General features: G+C 71.3%; 18 protein-coding genes. 9 read left to right on the top strand and 9 right to left on the bottom strand.

The genetic code is table 11. The features are described 5' to 3' along the window. Positions 1-14: 14 nt before the first annotated feature. The 3 genes from ACIQI8_RS12020 to cobT all read right to left on the bottom strand — a co-directional run bounded on the left by ACIQI8_RS12020 (position 15) and on the right by cobT (position 3,686). Complete coding sequence (locus tag ACIQI8_RS12020; RefSeq protein ID WP_402347817.1) at positions 15-725, bottom strand: hypothetical protein; 711 nt, start codon at positions 723-725, stop codon at positions 15-17. Next, positions 722-2,458 (bottom strand): phosphatidylglycerol lysyltransferase domain-containing protein, encoded by a 1,737-nt coding sequence (locus tag ACIQI8_RS12015; protein WP_402347814.1) that lies wholly within the window; start codon positions 2,456-2,458, stop codon positions 722-724. The genes ACIQI8_RS12020 and ACIQI8_RS12015 overlap by 4 nt, the downstream gene beginning before the upstream one ends. An 82-nt stretch (positions 2,459-2,540) precedes the next feature. After that, entirely contained in the window at positions 2,541-3,686 is a 1,146-nt protein-coding gene (gene cobT, locus ACIQI8_RS12010; protein ID WP_402347811.1) for a nicotinate-nucleotide--dimethylbenzimidazole phosphoribosyltransferase, read from the bottom strand. A gap of 138 nt (positions 3,687-3,824) precedes the next feature. Between cobT and ACIQI8_RS12005 the strand changes: the two genes are divergently transcribed. Continuing rightward, positions 3,825-4,463 (top strand): methyltransferase domain-containing protein, encoded by a 639-nt coding sequence (locus ACIQI8_RS12005; protein WP_402347808.1) that lies wholly within the window; start codon positions 3,825-3,827, stop codon positions 4,461-4,463. On the opposite strand, the gene ACIQI8_RS12000 is transcribed toward ACIQI8_RS12005, so the two are convergent. After that, positions 4,452-5,657 carry a bifunctional adenosylcobinamide kinase/adenosylcobinamide-phosphate guanylyltransferase gene (locus ACIQI8_RS12000; RefSeq protein ID WP_402347805.1) on the bottom strand — a complete coding sequence of 402 codons (1,206 nt, stop codon included), beginning with the start codon at positions 5,655-5,657 and terminating at the stop codon, positions 4,452-4,454. The genes ACIQI8_RS12005 and ACIQI8_RS12000 overlap by 12 nt on opposite strands. Before the next feature lie 114 nt (positions 5,658-5,771). On the opposite strand from ACIQI8_RS12000, the gene ACIQI8_RS11995 reads away from it, so the two are divergent. Next, complete coding sequence (locus tag ACIQI8_RS11995) at positions 5,772-5,984, top strand: hypothetical protein (protein WP_280877427.1); 213 nt, start codon at positions 5,772-5,774, stop codon at positions 5,982-5,984. A gap of 42 nt (positions 5,985-6,026) precedes the next feature. On the opposite strand, the gene ACIQI8_RS11990 is transcribed toward ACIQI8_RS11995, so the two are convergent. From ACIQI8_RS11990 to ACIQI8_RS11980, 3 genes are all read right to left on the bottom strand, one after another. Next, a complete protein-coding gene (locus tag ACIQI8_RS11990) occupies positions 6,027-7,124 on the bottom strand; it encodes a S1C family serine protease (protein ID WP_402347801.1) in 1,098 nt (365 codons plus the stop codon). A gap of 92 nt (positions 7,125-7,216) precedes the next feature. Next, positions 7,217-7,906: a class I SAM-dependent methyltransferase gene (locus ACIQI8_RS11985; RefSeq protein ID WP_402347798.1), complete on the bottom strand. Its 690-nt coding sequence runs from the start codon at positions 7,904-7,906 to the stop codon at positions 7,217-7,219. Positions 7,907-8,001: 95 nt separating this feature from the next. Further along, complete coding sequence (locus ACIQI8_RS11980; protein ID WP_402350378.1) at positions 8,002-8,640, bottom strand: DUF3043 domain-containing protein; 639 nt, start codon at positions 8,638-8,640, stop codon at positions 8,002-8,004. A gap of 272 nt (positions 8,641-8,912) precedes the next feature. Here ACIQI8_RS11980 and ACIQI8_RS11975 point away from each other — a divergent pair, with 272 nt between their 5' ends. The 6 genes from ACIQI8_RS11975 (at position 8,913) to ACIQI8_RS11950 (ending at position 17,852) form a co-directional block, all read left to right on the top strand. Beyond that, positions 8,913-9,710 carry a PspA/IM30 family protein gene (locus ACIQI8_RS11975; RefSeq protein ID WP_402347795.1) on the top strand — a complete coding sequence of 266 codons (798 nt, stop codon included), beginning with the start codon at positions 8,913-8,915 and terminating at the stop codon, positions 9,708-9,710. A gap of 34 nt (positions 9,711-9,744) precedes the next feature. Next, positions 9,745-10,023 carry a hypothetical protein gene (locus ACIQI8_RS11970; protein ID WP_402350375.1) on the top strand — a complete coding sequence of 93 codons (279 nt, stop codon included), beginning with the start codon at positions 9,745-9,747 and terminating at the stop codon, positions 10,021-10,023. A 235-nt stretch (positions 10,024-10,258) separates the two neighbouring features. Continuing rightward, positions 10,259-11,482, top strand: coding sequence for a sensor histidine kinase (locus ACIQI8_RS11965; RefSeq protein WP_402347792.1), 1,224 nt, complete (start codon positions 10,259-10,261; stop codon positions 11,480-11,482). Then, entirely contained in the window at positions 11,479-12,165 is a 687-nt protein-coding gene (locus ACIQI8_RS11960; RefSeq protein WP_124004196.1) for a response regulator transcription factor, read from the top strand. Before ACIQI8_RS11965 ends, ACIQI8_RS11960 begins: the two co-directional genes overlap by 4 nt. Before the next feature lie 197 nt (positions 12,166-12,362). Further along, entirely contained in the window at positions 12,363-15,494 is a 3,132-nt protein-coding gene (locus ACIQI8_RS11955; protein ID WP_402347788.1) for an efflux RND transporter permease subunit, read from the top strand. 111 nt (positions 15,495-15,605) lie between these two features. Next, positions 15,606-17,852 (top strand): protein kinase, encoded by a 2,247-nt coding sequence (locus ACIQI8_RS11950; RefSeq protein ID WP_402347785.1) that lies wholly within the window; start codon positions 15,606-15,608, stop codon positions 17,850-17,852. Positions 17,853-17,898: 46 nt separating this feature from the next. On the opposite strand, the gene nadA is transcribed toward ACIQI8_RS11950, so the two are convergent. Beyond that, complete coding sequence (gene nadA / locus ACIQI8_RS11945; protein WP_402347782.1) at positions 17,899-19,083, bottom strand: quinolinate synthase NadA; 1,185 nt, start codon at positions 19,081-19,083, stop codon at positions 17,899-17,901. Between the two features lie 300 nt (positions 19,084-19,383). On the opposite strand from nadA, the gene ACIQI8_RS11940 reads away from it, so the two are divergent. Then, on the top strand, positions 19,384-19,740 hold the full coding sequence (locus tag ACIQI8_RS11940) for an iron-sulfur cluster assembly accessory protein (RefSeq protein WP_124004201.1): 357 nt from the start codon (positions 19,384-19,386) through the stop codon (positions 19,738-19,740). 146 nt (positions 19,741-19,886) lie between these two features. On the opposite strand, the gene ACIQI8_RS11935 is transcribed toward ACIQI8_RS11940, so the two are convergent. After that, positions 19,887-21,752 carry a hypothetical protein gene (locus tag ACIQI8_RS11935; RefSeq protein ID WP_402347779.1) on the bottom strand — a complete coding sequence of 622 codons (1,866 nt, stop codon included), beginning with the start codon at positions 21,750-21,752 and terminating at the stop codon, positions 19,887-19,889. Positions 21,753-21,864: the final 112 nt, after the last annotated feature.

Here is a 21,864-nt window from a genome sequence, read left to right as displayed (position 1 = left end):
GGGGGACGCGCGCTTCAAGGCGGCGGGGAGCCCGGCTCCGGACCCCGCGCCCGCGGACCCCGTACCCTCGGCTCCCGCTTCCGGTGCCGCAGCGCCGAGACCCCGCACAGCACCGCCACCGTGACGATCGCCGCGAGGTGTTCCTTGCCGGCCAGGTTGTCCTTGAGCACCACCTCGACCGCCATCGCCAGGGCGACCGCGCCCGCGGTGAGGTAGGCGCCGTAGCGCCAGCCGAGGAAGATCGCGAGGCCCACCACCGCCGCCGAGGGGCCGGTGTCGACGACCTGGGCGTCCGAGGCGGGCAGGCCGAACGGGCTGCCCGGGCCCAGGGAGATGCCCACGCGCGCGTACAGCGTGCCGGCGAGGGTGGCCGCGTACGCGATGACGAGCGTGCGCCACCAGCCGAGGCAGATCTCCGCGATGCCGAAGACGAACAGCACCTGCGCGAGGGCGCCCCACACGGGCAGGTCCAGCGCCGGGACGAAGAGCGAGAAGGGGGTGCGCAGCAACGCCAGCCACAGCGGGTCCTGGGCCCGGACCGCGCCGATGTCCTGCACGAACCGGTAGCCCCAGGACTGGTTCTGCACGACCTGCACGACCGCCGTGAGGACCACCGCCCCGAGCGTCATCGGGATCGCCCGCCAGTGCCGCTTCAGCAGCGGCTCGCGCACGGTGACGTACAACAGTCCCCATTCGGCGCGGGCCCAGCGGGCGAGGTTCCTCATCTGTGCGTCTCCAGGTGCTTGCGATGCAGCCACTTGGGCAACCCCGGCGCCTCCAGAAACCCTTCCGCGCGAGCCGAAGCAATGCCGATGCGCGGCAGGTCCGCGCTCTTCTCGAAGAGCAGGAACCGTGGCTCCCAGATGGGCCGGTACTTGGCGTTTGCCCGGTACAACGACTCGATCTGCCACCACCGGGAGAAGAAGCTCAGCAGTGACCGCCACAGCCGAAGCACCGGGCCGGCGCCGAGACGCCCGCCACGTTCGAAGACCGAGCGGAACATCGCGAAGTTGAGTGAGACCTGGGTGATCCCGATCTCGGAGCCCCTGCGCAGGAGTTCGATCACCATGAACTCCATCAGCCCGTTCTCGGCGTCACGGTCGCGCCGCATGAGGTCGAGCGAGAGCCCGTGCGGCCCCCACGGCACGAAGGACAGCAGCGCCCGCAGCCGCCCCTGCGCGTCCGTGCACTCCAGCATCATGCAACGCCCGTCCTCGGGATCCCCGAGCCGGCCGAGTGCCATGCTGAACCCGCGCTCGGTCGCCCCGTCCCGCCAGTCGTCGGCGCGCTTGAGGAGATACGCCAACTCGTCGGCGGGGATGTCCTCGTGGCGCCTGATGCGCACGGTGTACCCGGCCCGCTTCACCCGGTTGTAGGCCTGCCGCACGGTCCGCATGGCCCGCCCCTCCAGGGTGAACTCGGCGACCTCGACCAGGGCCTCGTCGCCCAGCTCAAGCGCGTCCAGGCCGTGCCGCGCGTACACCGTGCCGGCCTCCTCGCCGGCCCCCATCACCGCCGGGATCCAGCCGTGCGCGCGGGCCTCGGCGAGCCACGGCTCGATCGCGCCGGGCCACGCCTCGGGGTCGCCGATCGGGTCGCCGGAGGCCAGCGAGACCCCGCCCACGACCCGGTAGGCGACGGCCGCCTTGCCGGTCGGCGACCACACCACGCTCTTCTCCCGGCGCAGCGCGAAGTAGCCGAGCGAGTCCCGCCCGCCCTGCCGCTCCAGCAGCTCCCGCAGCCGCTTCTCGTCGTCCTCGGTGAGCGGGTCGACCGCGCGCCGGGAGCGGAAGGCGGCGTAGAAGACGGCGAGGACCAGGACCGTGCTGAGCACGTTGATGCCGACGTCCACCCAGTTCGGCGTGTCGATGCCGGGGAAGCGGGCCTCGCTCGCGGCGACCGACACCAGCCGGAAGGTGCCGTAGTGCCAGCGCTCCAGGAACGTCGAACGGGCCGCGTCCGAGGCCTGGTTGGTGACCGTCACCAGCAGTGCGGCGAGCAGCGAGCAGGCCAGCGTGCCGCCGACCGCGACGGCGGCGGCGAGCTTCGGGTTGGACCGGTCGCCCTTCGCGTAGAACTCCCGCCGTCCGACCACCAGGGCGACGACGAAGGCGGCGGTGAGGGCGAGCGAGATCCAGTTCTGCGCGTGCTGCCGCATCTCCGGGAACGCCATCGCGAGGGAGAACAGGGCGAGGAAGGGCCCTGCCAGCGCGAGGTTCAGGATCCATGCGGCGCGCTTGCGGCGCCGCATGGTGATGGCCAGGAAGACGGTGAACACCCCGGACGCGAAGCCCGCGGTGAGCAGGTACGGCGTGAAGAAGTCCTCTTGGTTGTGCCGCCGCACGTCCTGTCCGAGGGAGACCCAGATCGCGCTGAGAAAGTTGACGAACGCGACGAACCGCAGGTACCAGACGGCGAAGGCGGCGGCCCGCCGCGAGGCATTTCGGGCATCTCCCATGGAGAAGGATCATATGGGCGATGCCCTGGACGAACCGTCCTTCTTTCGTCTGACGTGCGGTCGACTTTCGGCTCTTTGAGACCTACTCGGTCTCCTCTTTCGCCAGTTCACCGGAGACCTCCGGCTCCCCGGACCCCTCGGCCCCCTCGACGGCCGCCGACTCCTCCGGCTTCTCCGTCTCCTGAGGCTTCTCCGGCAGCTCGGCGGCCAGCGCGGCCGCCGCCTGGACCAGCGGCAGCGCGAGCAGCGCCCCCGCCCCCTCGCCCACCGTCACCCCGTGCGACAGCAGCGGCTCAAGGGCCATCCGGTCCAGCGCCTTGGCCTGTCCCGGCTCCCCGCTGTCGTGCCCGGCCAGCCACCAGTCCGGCGCCCGGAACGCGATCCGCTGGGCCACCAGCGCACAGGCGGCGGCCACCACGCCGTCCAGGATCACCGGCGTCTTGCGCACCGCGCTCTGCAGGAGGAACCCCGTCATCGCGGTGAGGTCGGCCCCGCCCACGGTCGCCAGCAGTTGCAACTGCTCCCCGAGCACCGGCCGGGCCCGGCGCAGCGCGTCCCGGATCGCCGCGCACTTGCGCATCCACGCCAGGTCGTCGATCGCCAGGCCGCCCCGCCCGGTCACCACCGACGCGTCGGTCCCGCACAGCGCCGCGATCAGCACGCCCGCCGCCGTCGTCCCGCCCACGCTCACATCGCCGAGCACCACCAGATCCGTACCTGAGTCGGCCTCTTCGTCGGCCACCGCCATCCCGGCCCGGAAGGCGGCCTCCGCCTCCTCCGGGGTCAGCGCGTCCTCGATGTCGATCCGCCCGCTGCCGCGCCGCACCCGATGCCGTACGACCTCGTCGGGCAGCGTCTCGGGGTCGCAGTCCAGGGACATGTCGACGACCCGCACCGGCACGCCCAGCCGCCGCGCCAGCACCGACACCGGCCGGCCGCCCTCCAGGACGTCCCGCACCAGCTGCCCCGCGGTGCCCGCGGGCCGCGCGGAGACGCCGAGTTCGGCCACTCCGTGGTCACCGGCGAAGAGCACGACCCGCGGCTGTCCGATCGGCCGCACCGGCACGGCGGACTGTGCCGCGGCCAGCCACTCACCCAGTTCGTCGAGGCGGCCCAGCGACCCGGGCGGCACGACCTGACGCTCCCGGCGGGCCTCGGCGTCGCGGCGCACTCCGCCGTCGGGGCGCTCGATCAGATCGGAGAAGTCGTCGAGATTAAGCGAGCTCATTCGCCGAACAGTACCGGCACCGATCGAACGCTTCCGCGCCACATGGGCACCACGCGCGCGTGACGTCGTTGCTCCCAAGATCGAGAACCCATATGTTCCGCTTTGCAGCGGATTGTCATACGTCCTCGGGAGCCGCACATGTCACCACTCGCCGCACTCTCCCTCCTCTCCGCACGATCCGTCCGGTCCGCCCGAACCGGGCTCACCGTCCTGCGCACCCGGACCGGTGCCCTACGCGCGCGTGCCGACGACCTCGACCGGCGCCGCCGGCACCGCTCAACCGCCCGCGCCCTGCTGCGAGTCGACCCCGAACCGGAGAGCTGGCTGGACGTCGGCACCGGCCACGCCCACTTCCCGGCGACGGCGAAGGAGCTGTTCCCCTACACGTCCTTCGACGGCATCGACCCCACCGCGCGCGTGCTGACGGCCCGAGAGGAGGAACGTGTCGAGGAGGCGTACGTCGGCGACCTGACGGACCGGCAGCTCACCAGATTCCTGCGCGCCCGCTACGACGTGGTCACCCTCCTCCACACCCCGACCCCCGACGAGGAACTCCGGGCGGCCCTCACCCTCCTGCGCCCCGGCGGCCTCCTCCTCCTGGAGACCCCCCGCCCCGGCGTGGACGCCGTGCGCACCGAGCTGGAGTCCCAGGGCTGCGTGATCGTCCCGCCGAAGCCCCGCAGGTTCCTCGGCCGCCCGCTCCCCCAAAGCCCGTTGCCGGACCGACTCCGCCCCACCGCCCGGCTCATCGCACGCCGGGCGCCCTCAGCCCCGTAGCACCAGCGCCTGGCCCGCCACCAGCAGCACCACCTGCTCGCACTCGCTCGCGAACGCGGCGTTCAGGCGGCCCAGTTCGTCCCGGTAGCGGCGCCCCGACGCCGTGGCCGGCACGATTCCGGACCCGACCTCGTTCGAGACGGCGACCACGGTCCGCCGGCTCGCGCGCACCGCGTCCGTCAGCTCCCGCGTCCGCTCGCGCAGTGCCCGTTCGCCACCGTCCGCCCACACGGCGTCGTCCCACGCCCCCACGGAGTCCATCGCGTCCGTCAGCCACAGGGACAGACAGTCGATGAGCAGCGGCGCCCCCTCGTCCGTCAGCAGGGGCACCAGATCGCAGGTCTCGGTGGTCCGCCACGACCCCGGGCGGCGCTCCCGGTGCACGGCGACCCGGGACGCCCACTCGGTGTCCCCACCGCGCGTGCCGCCCGTCGCCACGTACAGCACGTCCGGAAAGGCTTCGAGCCGCCGCTCGGCCTCCACCGACTTCCCGGACCGCGCACCTCCCAGCACCAGCGTCCGCCGCGGCACGTCGGGCACGTCCTCGTACACCCCCACGGTCAGGGTCGTCCCGTCCGGCACGGCCCGCGCCCCCGCCGCGGCCAGCCGCCGCCGCAGCTCGGCACCGGGTGGCACGTCATGGTCCAGATGGACGGCGACGACGTCCGTGGTCGGCCCCAGCGCCCCCACCGCCCGCAGCCGGGCGAGCGCGTCCGGCCGCCCCACGACATCGGCGAGCACCATGGCGTACGACTCCACGGCCCCGTTGCCGTCCAGTCCGGCCGGCGCGCCCCCGGGCGGCAGATACAGCAGCCGCTGCCCGTCCGGGCCCGTCACCGCGTACCCGGTGCCCGGCGCGTCCATCGCCACCGCCCGCACCCGATGCCCCGTCAGCAGCGCCAACTCCCGCCCGTCCGGCACCCGTCCGGGCTGCGGCAGCCCCACCGGCACCTCGACGGCGGGCCCGTCGTGCGGATGCGACAACAGCACCTGTCGTACGCCGCCGAGCGACCGCCCGGCCCGCGCCGCCGCGAAGGCGGCACCCGGCGTGAGGTCGAGCAGCAACGTTCCGTCGATGAGCAGCGCGGTCGCCGCGCGCGCGTGCTCCCCGAGGGAGACGGCGCAGTTCGCGCAGGAGCAGTCGGGGCGGGGCAGGCCCGCCGGGGCACCGGTGCCGAGCAGTGTTACTTCCACAGAAGTGATTTTCGCGTGTCTGCGCAGGTGTTGCCCGTCCGACTAGTCTTCAGGGCAGGAGCCGGACCAAGATCCGGCTCTCGCTCTGCAGGTGCTCAGACACGGGAGGCGTACATGGCGGCATGGACGTGGCGGTTCGAGAAGACCGACGGGGCGGAGGTCCCGCCCGCGGTGCAGCCCGAGGAGTTCACCACGCAGGGGGACGCCGAGTCGTGGATCGGGGAGCACTGGAAGGCACTCCTCGAAGGCGGCGCGGACCAGGTGCGGCTGTTCGAGGACACCACGGAGATCTACGGTCCGATGAGCCTGCACGCCCAGGACGCGTAGGGCTCCGCGGGACAGGGGGCGGCGTACCGGCCGCCCCCTGCGTCACTGCTCGCCCAGCGTCACGTCCGTCTTGTCCTCGTCGCCGTCGCGCGTGTACGTCACCGTCGTCCTGTCCCCGGGTTTGTCCTCGGCCAGTGCCTCCGAGAGTGACGTGATCGTGGTGATGTCCGTGTCACCCAGCCTGGTGATGATGTCCCCGGGCTCGATGCCCGCCCGGTCGGCCGCCCCGCCGCTCTTGACGTCGACGACGGCGACCCCGGCGGCCCGGTAGCTGCCGTCCACGACCGTGCGGCCGGTGATGCCGAGCGCGGCCCGGCCCGAGTCGGTCACCTTGCCGTCCTTGATGATCTGGTCGGCGACCGTCTTCACCATCGAGGACGGGATCGCGAACCCGATACCGGGCGCCGCGCTGCCCCCGAGGTCGGGGTCGGTGGCCGCGAGGGTCGGGATGCCGATGACCTGCCCGTCGAGATTGACCAGCGCGCCCCCGCTGTTGCCGGGGTTGATCGCGGCCGAGGTCTGCACCATGTTGGCGATGGTCGCGCCCGTGCCCCCGCCGCTGCTGCCCTCGCTGACGGTCCGTCCGGTCGCCGACACGATGCCCTGCGTCACGCTGGACGACAGCCCGAGCGGCGAGCCCATGGCGAGGACGATCTGTCCGACGTCGACCTTCGAGGAGTCGGCGAAGGCGGCGGCCTTGAGTCCGTCCGGCGCCTTGTCCAGCTTGACCACGGCGAGGTCCTGTTCGGGGTAGGAGTAGACGAGCTTGGCGCTGAGCACGTCCTCGCTGTTGGCGGTCGTCACCTTGAAGGTCGTCTCGTCCCCGACGACGTGCGCGTTGGTGACGATGTGCCCCTGGTCGTCGTACACGACCCCGGACCCCAGATCGTTGCTGGCCTGGATCTGCACCACCGACGGCAGAACGTCCTTGATCACCTTCAGGTAGTCGTTCTGCAGATCGTCGCCGGACGCGGGCGCGGCGACCTCGGCGGCCTGTGCGGCCTGCTCGGTCCGCGCTTTCGAGATCTCCTCCTGGCCCGAGGAACCGGACCCGGAGCACCCGCTCAGCAGGGCGAGGGAGCAGGACAGCGCGGCGACGGGAGCGAGCAGCCGGACGGCACGGTTACGGGAAGCATCCATGCCCCGAGTGTCTCTTCGGGGCGATTGTCCGGCTTGCCCGGTTCACCCGAACGGGCCGACCGGCGCCTTCGTCGGTATCGCGCCCGCGTGCCTCAGCCGCGCACGCCGCACAGATGCAGCAGCGCCGCCACCCGCCGGTACGGATCCGTCCGCCCGGCCCGCTCCTCGGCCGCCAGCAGCGTCTCCAGGTCGTCCGGCGCCTGCACCCCGTCGGCCGCCGTGTCCGTGAAGACCCGCACGCCGTACCAGGCGTGCAGCGGAGCCCCGATGCCGGCGAGCGTGGCCGTGAGCGTCTCCAGCCTGTCGGCGCGCACGTCGAGACCGAGCCGGTTCGTGTAGGAGACGGTGTCGAAGGCGTCGAGGGCGCCCGCCCAGTCGCCCGACAACCCCGGCCGCATCGCCAGGGCGTCGCCGTTGCGCACGAGCAGCGACAGCAGTCCGCCCGGGGCGAGCATCCGGGCCAGCCCCGCCAGCAGCGCGTCCGGATCACCGACGTACATGAGCACCCCGTGGCAAAGCACCACGTCGAAACTGCCCGGCAGGAAGTGCACCCCCGTGTCCCGCCCGTCGCCCTGCACCAGCCGCACCCGCTCCCGGATGCCCTCCGGCTCGGCGGCGACGGCCGCGCGGGCCGCGGAGATCATCGTGGGGTCCTGCTCGATCCCGGTCACCTGATGTCCGGCCCGGGCCAGCCGCAGCGCCTGGGTGCCCTGGCCCATCCCCACGTCGAGCACGCGCAGCCGCTGCCCGACCGGGAACCGCCCGGTTATCTGAGCCTCCAACTGCCGAGCGACAAGCTCCTGTCGTACGACATCCCGCAGCCCGCCCAGCTTGCTCAGCCAGGCGTCCGCCGCGCCCCCGGCGAAGGAATCCGCGCTCAGGGCCGCTCTCCGCGCTTGACCTGCGGCTTCGGCAGCCGGAGACGGCGCATCTGGAGGGAGCGCATCAGCGCGTAGGCGACGGCACCCCGGCGGTTGTGGTCGGGGAAGCGCTCGGCGAGCCGCTTCTTGAGCCGGTAGGCGTTCACGAACGCGTCGACCAGGATGAGCACGATCACGACCAGCCACAGCAGCAGCGCGATGCTCTGGAGCGCGCCCACGCGCACCATGCTCAGCACCAGGATGACCACGGCCATCGGCAGGAAGAACTCGGCCACGTTGAACCGCGAGTCGATCCAGTCGCGCGCGAACTTGCGCACCGGGCCCTTGTCCCGCGCGGGCAGGTAGCGCTCGTCGCCACTGGCCAGTGCCTGGCGCTGGCGCTGCATCGCGGTACGCCGCTCCTCGCGCTGACGCTTGGAGGCGTCCTTGCGGGTCATCGACGTACTGGCGACGCTGCGGCGCTGGGTCTGGGACTCACTGCGCTTGGGCGTCGGGCGGCCCTTGGGGGCCTGCGGGTCACGGGTCTGCTTGGAGTCGGTCAGCGACGCCTTGTCGGCGTACGCGGCCTTCTCTTCCTTGGCGCGGCTTCGGAACACAAAACCCAAGGGTAAGGGGTGGCCGGGGTTGGACCCCAGCCCGGCGGGGAACGATCCGGCAACACCAGTCGTCCTGTAAGGGACAGAGGGGGCGTTGCACGTACTTCCGGCGCCGGGTCCTTCTCGGCTTCCTCTCGGGGGTCACCCTGGGGGGACACCTACTCCCTACGCCGGAGCGGGAGCGAGCGCAGTCGTCCTTGGGGATGACCGCATCCGTCCCGGAACAGTGCGTCAATGGATGCAGGGCCCGTACTGTGGGTTCTGTCGCAGAGCTGGAGCTGGAGTCCGTCAGAAGGGGGCGCGCGAAGCCCATGAGCGGTGTCATGAAGCGTATGGGGATGATCTTCCGCGCGAAGGCGAACAAGGCCCTTGACCGGGCCGAGGACCCGCGCGAAACCCTCGATTACTCGTACCAGAAGCAGCTGGAGCTGCTTCAGAAGGTACGCAGGGGAGTGGCCGACGTCGCCACCTCCCGCAAGCGTCTGGAGCTCCAGCTCAACCAGCTGCAGTCGCAGTCCACGAAGCTGGAGGACCAGGGCCGCAAGGCCCTCGCCCTCGGCCGCGAGGACCTGGCCCGCGAGGCGCTCTCGCGCCGGGCCGCGCTCCAGCAGCAGGTGACGGATCTGGAGACACAGCACGCGACGCTCCAGGGCGAGGAAGAGAAGCTCACCCTTGCGGCCCAGCGACTCCAGGCCAAGGTCGACGCCTTCCGTACGAAGAAGGAGACGATCAAGGCGACCTACACCGCCGCCCAGGCCCAGACCCGGATCGGCGAGGCCTTCTCGGGCATCTCCGAGGAGATGGGCGACGTCGGCATGGCCATCCAGCGCGCCGAGGACAAGACGGCCCAGCTCCAGGCCCGCGCCGGCGCCATCGACGAACTGCTCGCCTCGGGCGTCCTCGACGACCACTCCGGTCTGGCCAAGGACGACATCCAGAGCGAGCTGGACCGGCTCTCCGGTGGTACGGATGTAGAGCTGGAACTGCAGCGCATGAAGGCGGAACTGGCCGGCGGCCCGTCCTCGCAGCAGCAGGCGATCGAGGGTGGCAACGGCCAGTCGCAGGCCCAGCAGCAACCGCAGGACACCCCACGCTTCGACAAGCAGTGAGGGCCCACGCCTAGGAGGCCGACACATGGGCGACATGGTCGTACGGATCATGGGGGAGGGACAGGTGAGGCTGGCCGACAGCCACCTCACCGAACTCGACAAGCTCGACGACGAGCTCCTGCGCGAAATGCAGAACGGCGACGGCCCCGGCTTCCGCCGCACCCTCCAGGCCCTCCTCGCCAAGGTCCGGGAACTGGGCACGCCTCTCCCGGACGCCTCCCTGGAACCCTCCGAGTTGATCCTCCCGTCCCCGGACGCGACCTTGGAGGAAGTCAGGGACCTGCTGAGCGACGACGGCTTGATCCCGGGCTGAGCAGAAAGAAGGGGCAAGGGGTGGGGCGGGCCCGCTGCTGACGGAGACGGCACCGTCCGGACATGGGTCCGCATCTCTCAGCCCGTCCGGCGTTTGAGGACGAGGCCGTTCAGGCCGAAGCGGGGGGCCGGGGGCGGCAGCCCCCGGGAACGGCCACGCCAACGCCCGAACCGCGCAGGAAACCTACAGGCAGCCCCCGTTCAAAGCCCCGCAGGGACGCCGTACTGTTCGGTACGTGAGCCGCACCCAAGACCGCGCCCGCCACCACCTGAAGGCGCACCCCCTCGCGCTGGACGCGGCGCTGGCGTTCGGCGTCCTGGTCTGCATGGTGGCCGGCTCATACGTCGACCCGCACGGAAAGCACGGCGTCGACTGGGGCATCCGCACCCCCGATGTCCTCTCCCTCGTGCTCATCGTGCTCGGGGCCCTCGCCCTGGTCTTCCGCCGCCGCGCCCCGAGGACCGTCCTCGCTCTCACCGGCACCGTCTCCCTGGTCGAGTGCGTCGTCGGAGACCCCCGCGCCCCGGTCGCCATGTCCGCGGTCATCGCCCTCTACACGGTCGCGTACACCACCGACCGCGCCACCACCGTGCGCCTGGGCCTGCTGACGATGACCGTCCTGACCGGCGCCTCGATGCTGGCAGGGCCCCTGCCCTGGTACGCCCAGGAGAACCTCGCGATCTTCGCCTGGACCGGCATCGGCGCCACCGCCGGAGACGCCGTCCGCAGCCGGCACGCGGTCGTGCAGGCCATCCGGGACCGCGCCGAGCGAGCCGAGCGCACCCGTGAGGAGGAGGCCCGCCGCCGCGTCGCCGAGGAGCGCCTGCGGATCGCCCGTGACCTGCACGACGTCGTCGCCCACCACATCGCGCTGGTCAACGTGCAGGCCGGAGTCGCCGCGCACGTCATGGACAAGCGCCCCGACCAGGCCAAGGAAGCCCTCGCCCACGTACGCGAGGCGAGCCGCTCCGCGCTCAACGAACTGCGCGCCACCGTCGGCCTGTTGCGTCAGTCCGGCGACCCCGAGGCCCCCACCGAACCGGCACCGGGCCTGGACCGCCTCGACGAACTCGTCGGCACCTTCCGCAGCGCGGGACTGCACGTCGAGGTCGCCCGCGCGGACCACGGCACCACCCTGCCCGCCGCCGTCGGCCTGGCCGCCTACCGCGTGGTCCAGGAGGCCCTCACCAACGTGCAGAAACACGCCGGCACCGAGGCGAAGGCGGAGGTCAGCGTCGTACGCGTGGGACCGAACATCGAGATCACCGTCCTGGACAACGGCGCCGGCGAGGACGACGACCCCGAGAACGGCGGCGGCCACGGACTGCTCGGCATGCGCGAGCGCGTCACCGCCCTGCGCGGCACCCTCACCACCGGTCCCCGCTACGGCGGCGGTTTCCGCGTCCATGCGATCCTGCCGGTCAAGACCCGCACACGCGCCTCGGGGGACCCCGTATGACGACCATCCGTGTCCTGCTCGCCGACGACCAGGCCCTGCTGCGCAGCGCCTTCCGTGTGCTCGTCGACTCGGAGCCCGACATGGAGGTCGTGGGCGAGGCGTCCGACGGCGCGGAGGCGGTGCGGCTGGCCAAGCAGGAGCGGGCCGACGTCGTGCTGATGGACATCCGGATGCCCGGCACCGACGGCCTCGCGGCCACCCGCATGATCAGCGCAGACCCTTCCCTCGCGCACGTCCGGGTCGTCATCCTGACCACCTTCGAGGTCGACGACTACGTCGTGCAGTCCCTGCGCGCCGGCGCCTCCGGCTTCCTCGGCAAGGGCAGCGAACCCGACGAGCTCCTGTCCGCCATCCGCGTCGCGGCCGGCGGCGAGGCACTGCTCTCCCCGGCTGCCACCAAGGGCCTGATCGCCCGCTTCCTCGCCCAGGGTGGCGCGGCGGACGACGGCGGAGACCCGGCCCGCGCGGAGCGGCTGGACGCGCTCACCGTGCGGGAGCGCGAGGTACTGGTCCAGGTCGCCGGCGGGCTCTCCAACGACGAGATCGCCGAGCGTCTGGAGGTCAGCCCGCTCACGGTCAAGACCCACGTCAACCGGGCCATGGCCAAGCTCGGCGCCCGTGACCGGGCCCAACTGGTCGTGATCGCCTACGAGTCGGGGCTGGTACGTCCAAGGGTGGAGTGATCTCCACCGGGCCGTACTGCGGCCGGAGTATGCGCGGGATAAGGAACGGGACCTGGGGGCTAGGAATCGGGGCTCCCCGATGGCTCAGGGTGAGAGGGCGGCCGCTCACCTGTGCGTCCGCTGTCGATTCCCGCCCTTCTGACCCTCCCAGAAGGCCTCTCCCAGCAGACTCCTCCCGGAAGAGAGAACCCTCACCCATGTCCTGGCTGTCCCGATTCAGCCTCGCGCAACGGGCCCTGATAGGTCTGATGTCCCTCATCGTGCTCGCCTTCGGAGCGATCGTGATACCGCAGCTCAAGCAGCAACTGCTGCCCTCCATCGAACTGCCCATGGTGTCCGTGATCGCCCCCTACCAGGGCGCCGCACCCGACGTCGTCGAGAAGCAGGTCGTCGAGCCGATCGAGGACAACCTCGAAGCCGTCGACAGCATCACCGGCGTCACCTCCACGGCGAGCGAGGGCAACGCCGTGATCATGGCCTCCTTCGACTACGGCAACGACACCAAGCAGCTCGTCGCCGATGTCCAGCAGGCCGTCAACCGGGCCCGCGTCCAACTCCCGGACGACGTCGACCCGCAGGTCGTCGCCGGCTCCACGGACGACATCCCGACGGTCGTCCTCGCCGTCACCTCCCAACAGGACCAGCAGGCCCTCGCCGACCGCCTCGACCGGACCGTCGTACCGGACCTGAAGGCCATCGACGGCGTCCGCCAGGTCACGGTCGACGGGGTGCGGGACCTCCAGGTCACCGTCACACCCGACGACGCGAAGCTGGCGCGGGCGGGGCTGAGCACGCTCGCCCTCGGCCAGGCCCTGCAGGCGGGCGGCGCGACCGTCCCGGCCGGCTCCTTCGACGAGGACGGCGCCAACCGCACGGTCCAAGTGGGCGGCGGCTTCACCTCGTTGACGCAGATCCAGGACCTGATGGTCACGGGCCAGGGCGGCCGCAAGCCGGTGCGCCTCGGGGACGTGGCCACCGTCGAGCAGCAGCAGGCCACCGCCGACTCCCTCACCCGCACCGACGGGAAGCCGAGCCTCGCGGTGTCGGTCACCATGGACCACGACGGCAGCGCGGTCGCCATCTCGAACGCGGTGAAGGACAAGCTCCCCGATCTGCGCGAGGACGTCGGCTCGGGCGCGACGATCACGGTCGTCAGCGACCAGGGCCCGGCGGTCTCCAAGTCCATCAGCGGCCTGACCACCGAGGGCGCGCTCGGCCTGCTCTTCGCGATCCTGGTCATCCTGGTGTTCCTGGCCTCGGTCCGCTCGACCCTGGTCACCGCGGTGAGCATCCCGCTCTCGGTCGTGCTCGCGCTGATCGTCCTGTGGACGCGCGACCTGTCCCTCAACATGCTGACGCTGGGCGCGCTGACCATCGCCATCGGCCGGGTCGTCGACGACTCGATCGTGGTCCTGGAAAACATCAAACGGCACCTCGGCTACGGCGAGGAGCGCGAGGACGCCATCCTCAAGGCGGTCCGCGAGGTGGCCGGCGCGGTCACCTCCTCGACCCTCACCACGGTCGCCGTCTTCCTGCCGATCGGCCTGGTCGGCGGCATGGTGGGCGAGCTGTTCGGCTCGTTCAGCCTGACGGTGACGGCGGCCCTGCTGGCCTCGCTGCTGGTGTCGCTGACGGTCGTACCGGTCCTGTCGTACTGGTTCCTGCGCGCCCCCAAGGGCACGCCCGGCGACGCCGAACAGGCCCGCCGACTGGCCGAGGAGAAGGAGGCGAAGAGCCGCCTGCAGCGGATCTACGTCCCCGTCCTGCGCTTCGCCACCCGCCGCAGGCTGACCAGCGTGCTGCTCGCGGCCGTGATCCTGATCGGCACGTTCGGCATGGCGCCGCTGCTGAAGACGAACTTCTTCGACCAGGGCGAGCAGGAAGTCCTCACCGTCAAGCAGGAGTTGAAGCCCGGCACCAGCCTGGCGGCCACCGACGCACAGGCCAAGAAGGTCGAGAAGCTGCTCGGCGCCACCAAGGGCGTCAAGGACTACCAGGTCACCATCGGCTCCTCCGGCTTCATGGCGGCCTTCGGCGGCGGCACGGACACCAACCAGGCCTCCTACCAGGTGATGCTGGACGACTCGGCCTCCTACGAGGACGTGCAGGACGGCATCGAGTCCGGCCTGAAGAAGCTGACCGGCATCGGCACCACCACCGTCTCCGCCGGTGACGGCTTCGGCAACCAGGACCTGAGCGTGGTCGTGAAGGCGGCCGACGCGAGCGTGCTGCGTACGGCGGCCGAGCAGGTCCGCAAGACCGTGGCGGGCCTCGACGACGTCACCGATGTGACCAGCGACCTCTCGCAGAGCGTGCCGCGCATCTCGGTCAAGGCCAACTCCAAAGCGGCGGCGGCCGGTTACAACGACCAGACCCTCGGCGCCGCGGTCACCGAGGCGGTCAAGGGCACCACGGCCGCCAAGGCGATCCTGGACGACACCGAGCGGGACGTCGTCATCAAGTCGGCCAAGCCGGCCGCGACTCTTGCCCAGTTGCGGAATCTCAAGCTCGGTCCGGTGAAGCTGGGCGACATCGCCACGGTGAAGCTGGTCGACGGACCGGTCTCGATGACCCGTATCGACGGCCGCCGCGCGGCGACCATCACCGCGCGGCCGACCGGCGACAACACAGGTGCGGTGAGCGGCAGGCTGGGGACCGAGATCGACGCCCTCAAGCTGCCGGCAGGCGCCACCGCGGAGATCGGCGGGGTCAGTTCGGACCAGGACGACGCGTTCAAGAACCTGGGCCTGGCGATGCTGGCGGCGATCGCGATCGTCTTCATGCTGCTGGTCGCGACCTTCCGCTCGCTCGCCCAGCCGCTGATCCTGCTGGTCTCCATCCCGTTCGCGGCGACCGGCGCGATCGGTCTGCTGATCGTCACCGGCACCCCGATGGGCGTCCCCGCGATGATCGGCATGCTGATGCTCATCGGCATCGTGGTGACCAACGCGATCGTGCTGATCGACCTGATCAACCAGTACCGCAAGCAGGGGTACGGCGTCGTCGAGGCCGTGGTCGAGGGCGGCCGGCACCGTCTGCGGCCCATCCTCATGACGGCCCTGGCGACGATCTTCGCCCTGCTCCCGATGGCCCTGGGCGTCACCGGCGAGGGCGGCTTCATCGCCCAGCCGCTGGCCGTGGTCGTCATCGGCGGCCTGATCACGTCGACGCTGCTCACCCTGCTCCTGGTTCCGACGCTCTACGCGATGCTCGAACTCCGCAAGGAGCGGCGGGCGTCGAAGCGCGCGGCGAAGCAGGCGAGGAAGACCGAGCCGCCGGCCTCGCGATCGGCCTCGGACGAACCGGAGCCGGAGCCCGCGGGAGTGTGACGGCCGAGGCGGCCGGGCCCCGGACCAGGACGGTCCGGGGCCCGGCCGTCGGCTTTTGCCCGTTGGGTATCTTGTGGCTCGAACTGCTTGACGGTGAAGGGGATCCCCGCGGTGCCACTGCACAAGGACGACCCGAAGTCGGTCGGCGGGTACCGACTGGTGGACCGCTTCGGAGTCGGCGGCATGGGCGTCGTCTACTGGGGCCGGTCCCGCTCGGGCCGTGACGTCGCCGTCAAGGTCGTGCACGCCCAGTACGCCGAGGACCCGGTCTTCCGCGCCCGGTTCCGCCAGGAGATCGAGGCCGTCCGCAAGGTGAGCGGCGCTTTCACCGCACCGGTGGTGGATGCCGACCCGGAGGCGGTACGGCCCTGGATGGCGACCCAGTACGTCCCCGGAAACTCCCTCGCCGAGCGGATCCGCGACCACGGCGCGTTGAAGGGCGGCGAACTGCGCCGTGTGGCGCTGGGGTTGGTCGAGGCGCTGCAGGACATCCACCGGGCCGGGGTGGTGCACCGGGATCTGAAGCCCGCCAACGTCCTGATGTCCGAGGACGGCCCCCGCGTCATCGACTTCGGCATCTCCCGCGCGGTGGAGAACCACAACACCCTCACCGAGACCGGCCAGATGATCGGCACCCCGCCCTTCATGTCCCCGGAGCAGTTCACCGACGCCCGTACGGTGGGCCCCTCCTCGGACGTCTTCTCGCTCGGGGCGCTGCTGGTGTACACCGTCACCGGACGCGGTCCCTTCGACGCCGACAGCCCCTATCTGACGGCCTACCGGGTGGTCCACAACGAACCCGTCCTGGACGGGCTGCCGCTGCCGTTGCGCGCGGTCCTGGAGCGCTGCCTGGCCAAGGAGGCCAAGGACCGGCCCGAACTCGACGAGCTGGAACGGGAGTTCGCGGACGCCCTGCCCGAGTCGGATCCCGGTGACCCGGTCACGCTGACGCTGCGTACGGACCGGCTGCGCACCGTGGGGGAGACCACCTCCGGAGCCGACCCGGGGGAGGCGACCAAGCCCCCCGGGCCCGGCCGCCGTACCGGCGGGTGGAGCCGTCGCCTCCGCCCGCTGCTGGTGGTCGGCACGGTCTGCGCGACGGCCCTGGGCCTGCTCGGGTACGTGTGGCTCGGCCCGGGATTCTCGGACAGTCCTCCGGCGCCGGCCTCCGCCGGCTCCCCGGATTCCCGGTGGGCGACGGTGCCCACCGGCTTCGGCACCTGGCAGTCGACGGTGTTCAGGACGGCACCGCGCGGCGCGGCCGAGGCGCTGGGGAAGGAGAGCGGCGACCCGACCGACGCCACCTGCGCCAGGTACGAGGACGCGGTCTACTGCGCGGGCAACGACATCCTTCCGGTCCGGCTGGACGGCCGTACCGGCAAGACGGTCTGGCGCTCCTCCCTCGCGTCCACCGAACCCGGCGCGGAGCTGAACTCCTTCACGCTCCTCGGCGTGCGGGACGACGTGATGCTGGTCCGACAGGTCGTGTACATCGGGACCTCCGGGAACTCGACGGTCACCGTCGTCGCTCTCGACACGGACAGCGGCGAGCGGCTCTGGTCCCGCGAGGTGCGCGACGAGACCGTCGACCTGGGCGTGTCCGGCGAGCTCGCCCTGACCCCCGAGGGCCGGCGGGTGACGGCCCGTTCCCCGCGCACCGGCGCCGAGCGCTGGACCGTGGAGCTGCCCGCCGACAACTACTGCCAGCTCCTGACATACGGCTCAGGCCTGTACGCGCACTGCTTCCCGGGGGACGAGAGTCGGCCCGCCGAGCTCCTGGAGCTGGACCAGGCCGACGGCTCGGTGGTCCGGCGGGTGGAGACCCCGTACACGACCGGTCTGCTCGGCACCGTCGACGGCAAGCTGGCCCTCGCGGTCGGCACCACGGGCCCGACGCGCCCCGAGGAGCTGACGTTCGGCAGGATCCGGCTGATCGACCCGGACACGGGCGCCGGCACCACGACGAAGCTGGCGAAGACCTACGAGGGCGCGGTGACGCTGGCCGACGGCACGCTGTGGATCACCGGGGCCAACGGCCTGGTGACCGCCGTGTCCCCGCTGAGCGGCAAGCAGCTGTGGCAGACCCGCACCGGCGCGGAGGGCTCGGGCCGGCCCACGTACGACGCCCGCACCCGCACCCTGTATCTGGCCAGCACCAGCGGCCGGGTGGCGGCCCTCGACGCCCGCAAGGGCACGCTGCTGTGGGAGACGGGCGCGCAGGCCGAGCAGCTCGCGAGCGGCGAGGTGATCAAGTCGGCGGTACTGCCGTACGGCGGTGCGCTGATCGTGAACACCCCGGACGGCACCGTCTTCAGCCTCGACCCGGCTCACCCCGAACGGAAGCCCGTGACGGAGTGAGCCGGGCCGAGTGAGCGGGGTCGGGTGAGCCGGGCCGGACTCGGGCCTACGGCAGGGCCAGCATCCGCTCCAGCGCCAGCTTCGCGAAGGCCTCGGTCTCCTTGTCGACCTCGATGCGGTTGACCAGCTTGCCCTCGGCCAGGGACTCCAGGGTCCAGACCAGGTGAGGCAGGTCGATGCGGTTCATGGTCGAGCAGAAGCAGACCGTCTTGTCGAGGAAGACGATCTCCTTGCCCTCGGGCGCGAACCGGTTCGCGAGCCGGCGTACGAGATTGAGTTCCGTACCGATGGCCCACTTCGAGCCGGCCGGGGCCGCCTCAAGTGCCTTGATGATGTACTCCGTCGACCCGACGTAGTCCGCCGCGCTCACGACCTCGTGCTTGCACTCGGGGTGCACCAGGACGTTGACGCCGGGTATGCGGGCGCGGACGTCCTCGACGGACTCCAGCGAGAAGCGGCCGTGCACCGAGCAGTGGCCGCGCCACAGGATCATCTTCGCGGCCCTCAACTGCTCAACGGTCAGGCCCCCGTTGGGCTTGTGCGGGTTGTAGAGGACGCAGTCCTCGAGCGTCATCCCCATGTCCCGCACGGCCGTGTTGCGGCCCAGGTGCTGGTCAGGCAGGAACAGGACCTTCTCGCCCTGCTCGAAGGCCCACTCAAGGGCCCGCTCGGCGTTCGAGGAGGTGCAGATCGTGCCGCCGTGCTTGCCGGTGAACGCCTTGATGTCGGCGGAGGAGTTCATGTACGAGACGGGCACGACCTGCTCGGCGATGCCGGCCTCGGTCAGCACGTCCCAGCACTCGGCGACCTGCTCGGCGGTGGCCATGTCGGCCATCGAGCAGCCGGCCGCGAGGTCCGGGAGCACGACCTTCTGGTCGTCGGACGTGAGGATGTCCGCGGACTCCGCCATGAAGTGCACACCGCAGAACACGATGTACTCGGCCTCCGGGCGCGCGGCCGCGTCCCGGGCCAGTTTGAACGAGTCACCCGTGACGTCGGCGAACTGGATGACCTCGTCGCGCTGGTAGTGGTGGCCGAGCACGAAGACCTTGTCGCCGAGCTTCTCCTTGGCCGCGCGGGCCCGCTCGACCAGGTCGGGGTCGGACGGCGAGGGCAGGTCACCGGGACACTCGACGCCCCGCTCGCTCTTCGGGTCGGCCTCGCGGCCGAGCAGCAGCAGGGCGAGGGGCGTCGGCTGTACGTCGAGCTCCTGGGTCTGGGCGGTGGTCACGACACGCACCCTTTCTGTTCTGCGGGCTGTCCTGAAAAGACGGACCTTCTCGTCGAATTGACGTTATCTATCATAACTGCTTCACGTCAGTTTGACGATGCCCATAGCGTCGATGTGACATCAATCCCGGTGGGCACTCGATACGCACTCGGCGAGGGACCTTGCGGGCATGTGCGAGCATGGTTGGTGGAACAGAAGAGGAACAGGCGAAAAGAACGCCACCCGGCCCGGAATGAATCCGCGGCCCTGCCGGTTGCAATTGTCGGCAAGCAGTCTCCGTACAACCCGGGAGAGATGTAGATGTCCGTATCGGACGAGACCAGCACCGTCACCGACGGCATCATCCTGTCCGACGCCGCCGCGGCGAAGGTCAAGGCCCTGCTCGACCAGGAAGGCCGCGACGACCTGGCCCTGCGTGTCGCCGTTCAGCCCGGCGGCTGCTCCGGCCTGCGCTACCAGCTCTTCTTCGACGAGCGCTCCCTCGACGGCGATGTCGTCAAGGACTTCGGTGGCGTCAAGGTCGTCACCGACCGCATGAGCGCCCCGTACCTGGGCGGCGCCTCCGTCGACTTCGTGGACACGATCGAGAAGCAGGGCTTCACGATCGACAACCCGAACGCGACGGGCTCCTGCGCCTGCGGCGACTCCTTCAGCTGAGCCTCACCGGCCCGCGGTGACCGCGGTGCCGGACTGAGACACCAGGACACGACGAAGGCGGCGGCCCCCTCCGACGGGGCCGCCGCCTTCGTCCTGTCCGCCCGCCCGGGTCCGCCGGGCGGAGGACGGCTCCTGCGCGCGCCCGGCTACCGCGCCATGGACGCCTGCGGCAGCCGCGCGCCCGCCTTCTCCAGCGGGATCCCCTTGCCGTCCGACCCCACGACCTCGCGGTCACCGAGCGGCGCGTCCAGCTGGACCGTCTGCTGGTACTCCTTGGCGATCATGATGCAGACCTTGTTCTTCCAGGGCTTCTCGGTCACCGTCGCGGTCACCTCGCCCCCGCTCTCGCTCGCCGTCGCCTTGTAGTCGGCGCACACCCCGCCGGTGAAGGTCACGGTCAGCTCCTTGCCCTCGGCCGAGTAGCCCTGCACCTCCACGTCCCGCGATTGTGGAGCCGAGGTCGGCTCGTCGCCGCCCGGCGTGGACGCGGTGGGGGTGGGCGCACCGGTCGGCGTGGTCGAGGGCGAGGCCAGATACTTCGGGTCCACCGCCGGATACGTCACCCGGAAACCGTCCGCCGCCCCGGCCGACCGCACCTGGAACAGCCACGACGGCACCAGCGCCTGCCGCCCGTCCACCGACCGCGCGGCCAGCCCGAACACCGCGTCCCCGATGGTCATCGTCTCCCGCGTGGGCTGAGCCGTCGACGATCCGCACGGCGCTTCGAGCCGGTCCTTCTGCGGTACGGCACTGGCGCAGCCGCCGATGCCCATGCGGTGGTCGGTCGTCGGCGCCGCGTTCATCAGGGCCAGCGTCTTCTTCGCGCTCAGCACGGGATACGTGTCGCCCTTCACCGGTGCCTTCAACCGGCCGGTGCCGCCGACCACTTCACCCTGCGCGCTCACCGTGAGGCCGGTCGTCCAGCCGTAGGTGGGCAGCCCGCCGACCGTCGGTTCGGCGTTCACGGCCCGCTGGGCGCCCATGACCTGGCTGGCGTCCACCTTCGCGTCGTCCTGACCGATCGCCTTCAGGATCGGCGCGGCCGCCTTCTTCGCCGCGGCCTCGCTCACCGTGTCGCCGGCCGGGTTCGCGGGGTCCTGCGGGCAGACGGTCATGCTCTTGCAGTTGTCGGTGCCGGCCGCGAACCGGTGGAAGGTCCAGGTGCCCGGCGCCGCCTTGTCGACGACCAGGCTCGGCCCCGCACCGTCCTTGTCCGGCCCGACCTGCCAGGACTGTCCCCGCACCACCGGCGACCCGTCCACCCCGAGCGCCTTCGCCAGCCGGGCCACCTCGTCCTTGGTGACCTCACCCGTCGCCCGGTACACCGGCGCCGAGTCCGGTCCGTCGGGAAGGCTGCCGTCGACCTTGTACGTCACGCCGTAGGGATTCGGCTCCCCGGGGGCGATCCCGTTCGAACCGCCCTCGGCGTAGCCGTCGAGCACGAGCTGCGGGGGAGTCCCGCCGTCTCCTCCGGAGGCCCCGGCTCCCTTGTCCCCACCGTCTCCTCCGGAGGCCGTGGCCGCGAGATACGCCCCACCGCCACCGACGAGCAGGACGGCGGCGGCGACGGAGGCGACGAGAACGCGGGGACGCCGTCGGTTCGGCCGGGGCGCCTCGGCCTCGGACTCGTGCGGGCCGGGGACTTCGGCGGGGACGGGATCGGGGTCGGCTTCATCGACGTCCGGCGCGTCCGGCGCCTCGTCGAGAACGGGAGCGTGTGCGTCGGCCGGGGCCTCGGCGGTTTCGGCGTCGCCGGCTTCCGCGCCGGGAGCCGCCTCGGACTCGGTGTCCTCGTCGTCACGGGCGCCCGTTTCCTCGACACCGGCAGCCTCGACGGGCGTCTCCTCGGCACCGGAAGCCTCAACAGGCGATTCCTCGGTACCGGCAGCCTTCGCAGCGACTTCGGCGTTTTCGGCGGCTTCGGTTTCCGCGCCCTTGGCGGCCTCAGTGCCGGAAGCCCCCACCTCACCGCCGGAGGCAGGGGTGTCGTCATCGGGTCGCTCGGTGTTCACCGCATCGCTCCTTCGGCTGCGCAACTGTCCCTTGACCCTGACCCGGCCCTGCCAAAGAGGCCGGTGGGAGGGTCGTATCCCGCATCCCCTTTAAGGGGGACGGCGATGGGAC

The organism is Streptomyces sp. NPDC092369, from assembly GCF_044755245.1.
Taxonomy (GTDB): Bacteria; Actinomycetota; Actinomycetes; order Streptomycetales; family Streptomycetaceae; genus Streptomyces.
The sequence above is the reverse complement of the archived record's forward strand: the minus strand, read 5'-3'. Positions and strand labels throughout refer to the sequence as shown.

Excerpts from the sequence above, each read along its gene's own strand:
- ACIQI8_RS12020 (WP_402347817.1), bottom strand. The coding sequence starts at position 725 with ATGAGGAACCTCGCCCGCTGGGCCCGCGCCGAATGGGGACTGTTGTAC.
- ACIQI8_RS12015 (WP_402347814.1), bottom strand. The coding sequence starts at position 2,458 with ATGGGAGATGCCCGAAATGCCTCGCGGCGGGCCGCCGCCTTCGCCGTC.
- cobT (WP_402347811.1), bottom strand. The coding sequence starts at position 3,686 with ATGAGCTCGCTTAATCTCGACGACTTCTCCGATCTGATCGAGCGCCCC.
- ACIQI8_RS12005 (WP_402347808.1), top strand. The coding sequence starts at position 3,825 with ATGTCACCACTCGCCGCACTCTCCCTCCTCTCCGCACGATCCGTCCGG.
- ACIQI8_RS11995 (WP_280877427.1), top strand. The coding sequence starts at position 5,772 with ATGGCGGCATGGACGTGGCGGTTCGAGAAGACCGACGGGGCGGAGGTC.
- ACIQI8_RS11990 (WP_402347801.1), bottom strand. The coding sequence starts at position 7,124 with ATGGATGCTTCCCGTAACCGTGCCGTCCGGCTGCTCGCTCCCGTCGCC.
- ACIQI8_RS11975 (WP_402347795.1), top strand. The coding sequence starts at position 8,913 with ATGAGCGGTGTCATGAAGCGTATGGGGATGATCTTCCGCGCGAAGGCG.
- ACIQI8_RS11970 (WP_402350375.1), top strand. The coding sequence starts at position 9,745 with ATGGTCGTACGGATCATGGGGGAGGGACAGGTGAGGCTGGCCGACAGC.
- ACIQI8_RS11960 (WP_124004196.1), top strand. The coding sequence starts at position 11,479 with ATGACGACCATCCGTGTCCTGCTCGCCGACGACCAGGCCCTGCTGCGC.
- ACIQI8_RS11955 (WP_402347788.1), top strand. The coding sequence starts at position 12,363 with ATGTCCTGGCTGTCCCGATTCAGCCTCGCGCAACGGGCCCTGATAGGT.
- ACIQI8_RS11940 (WP_124004201.1), top strand. The coding sequence starts at position 19,384 with ATGTCCGTATCGGACGAGACCAGCACCGTCACCGACGGCATCATCCTG.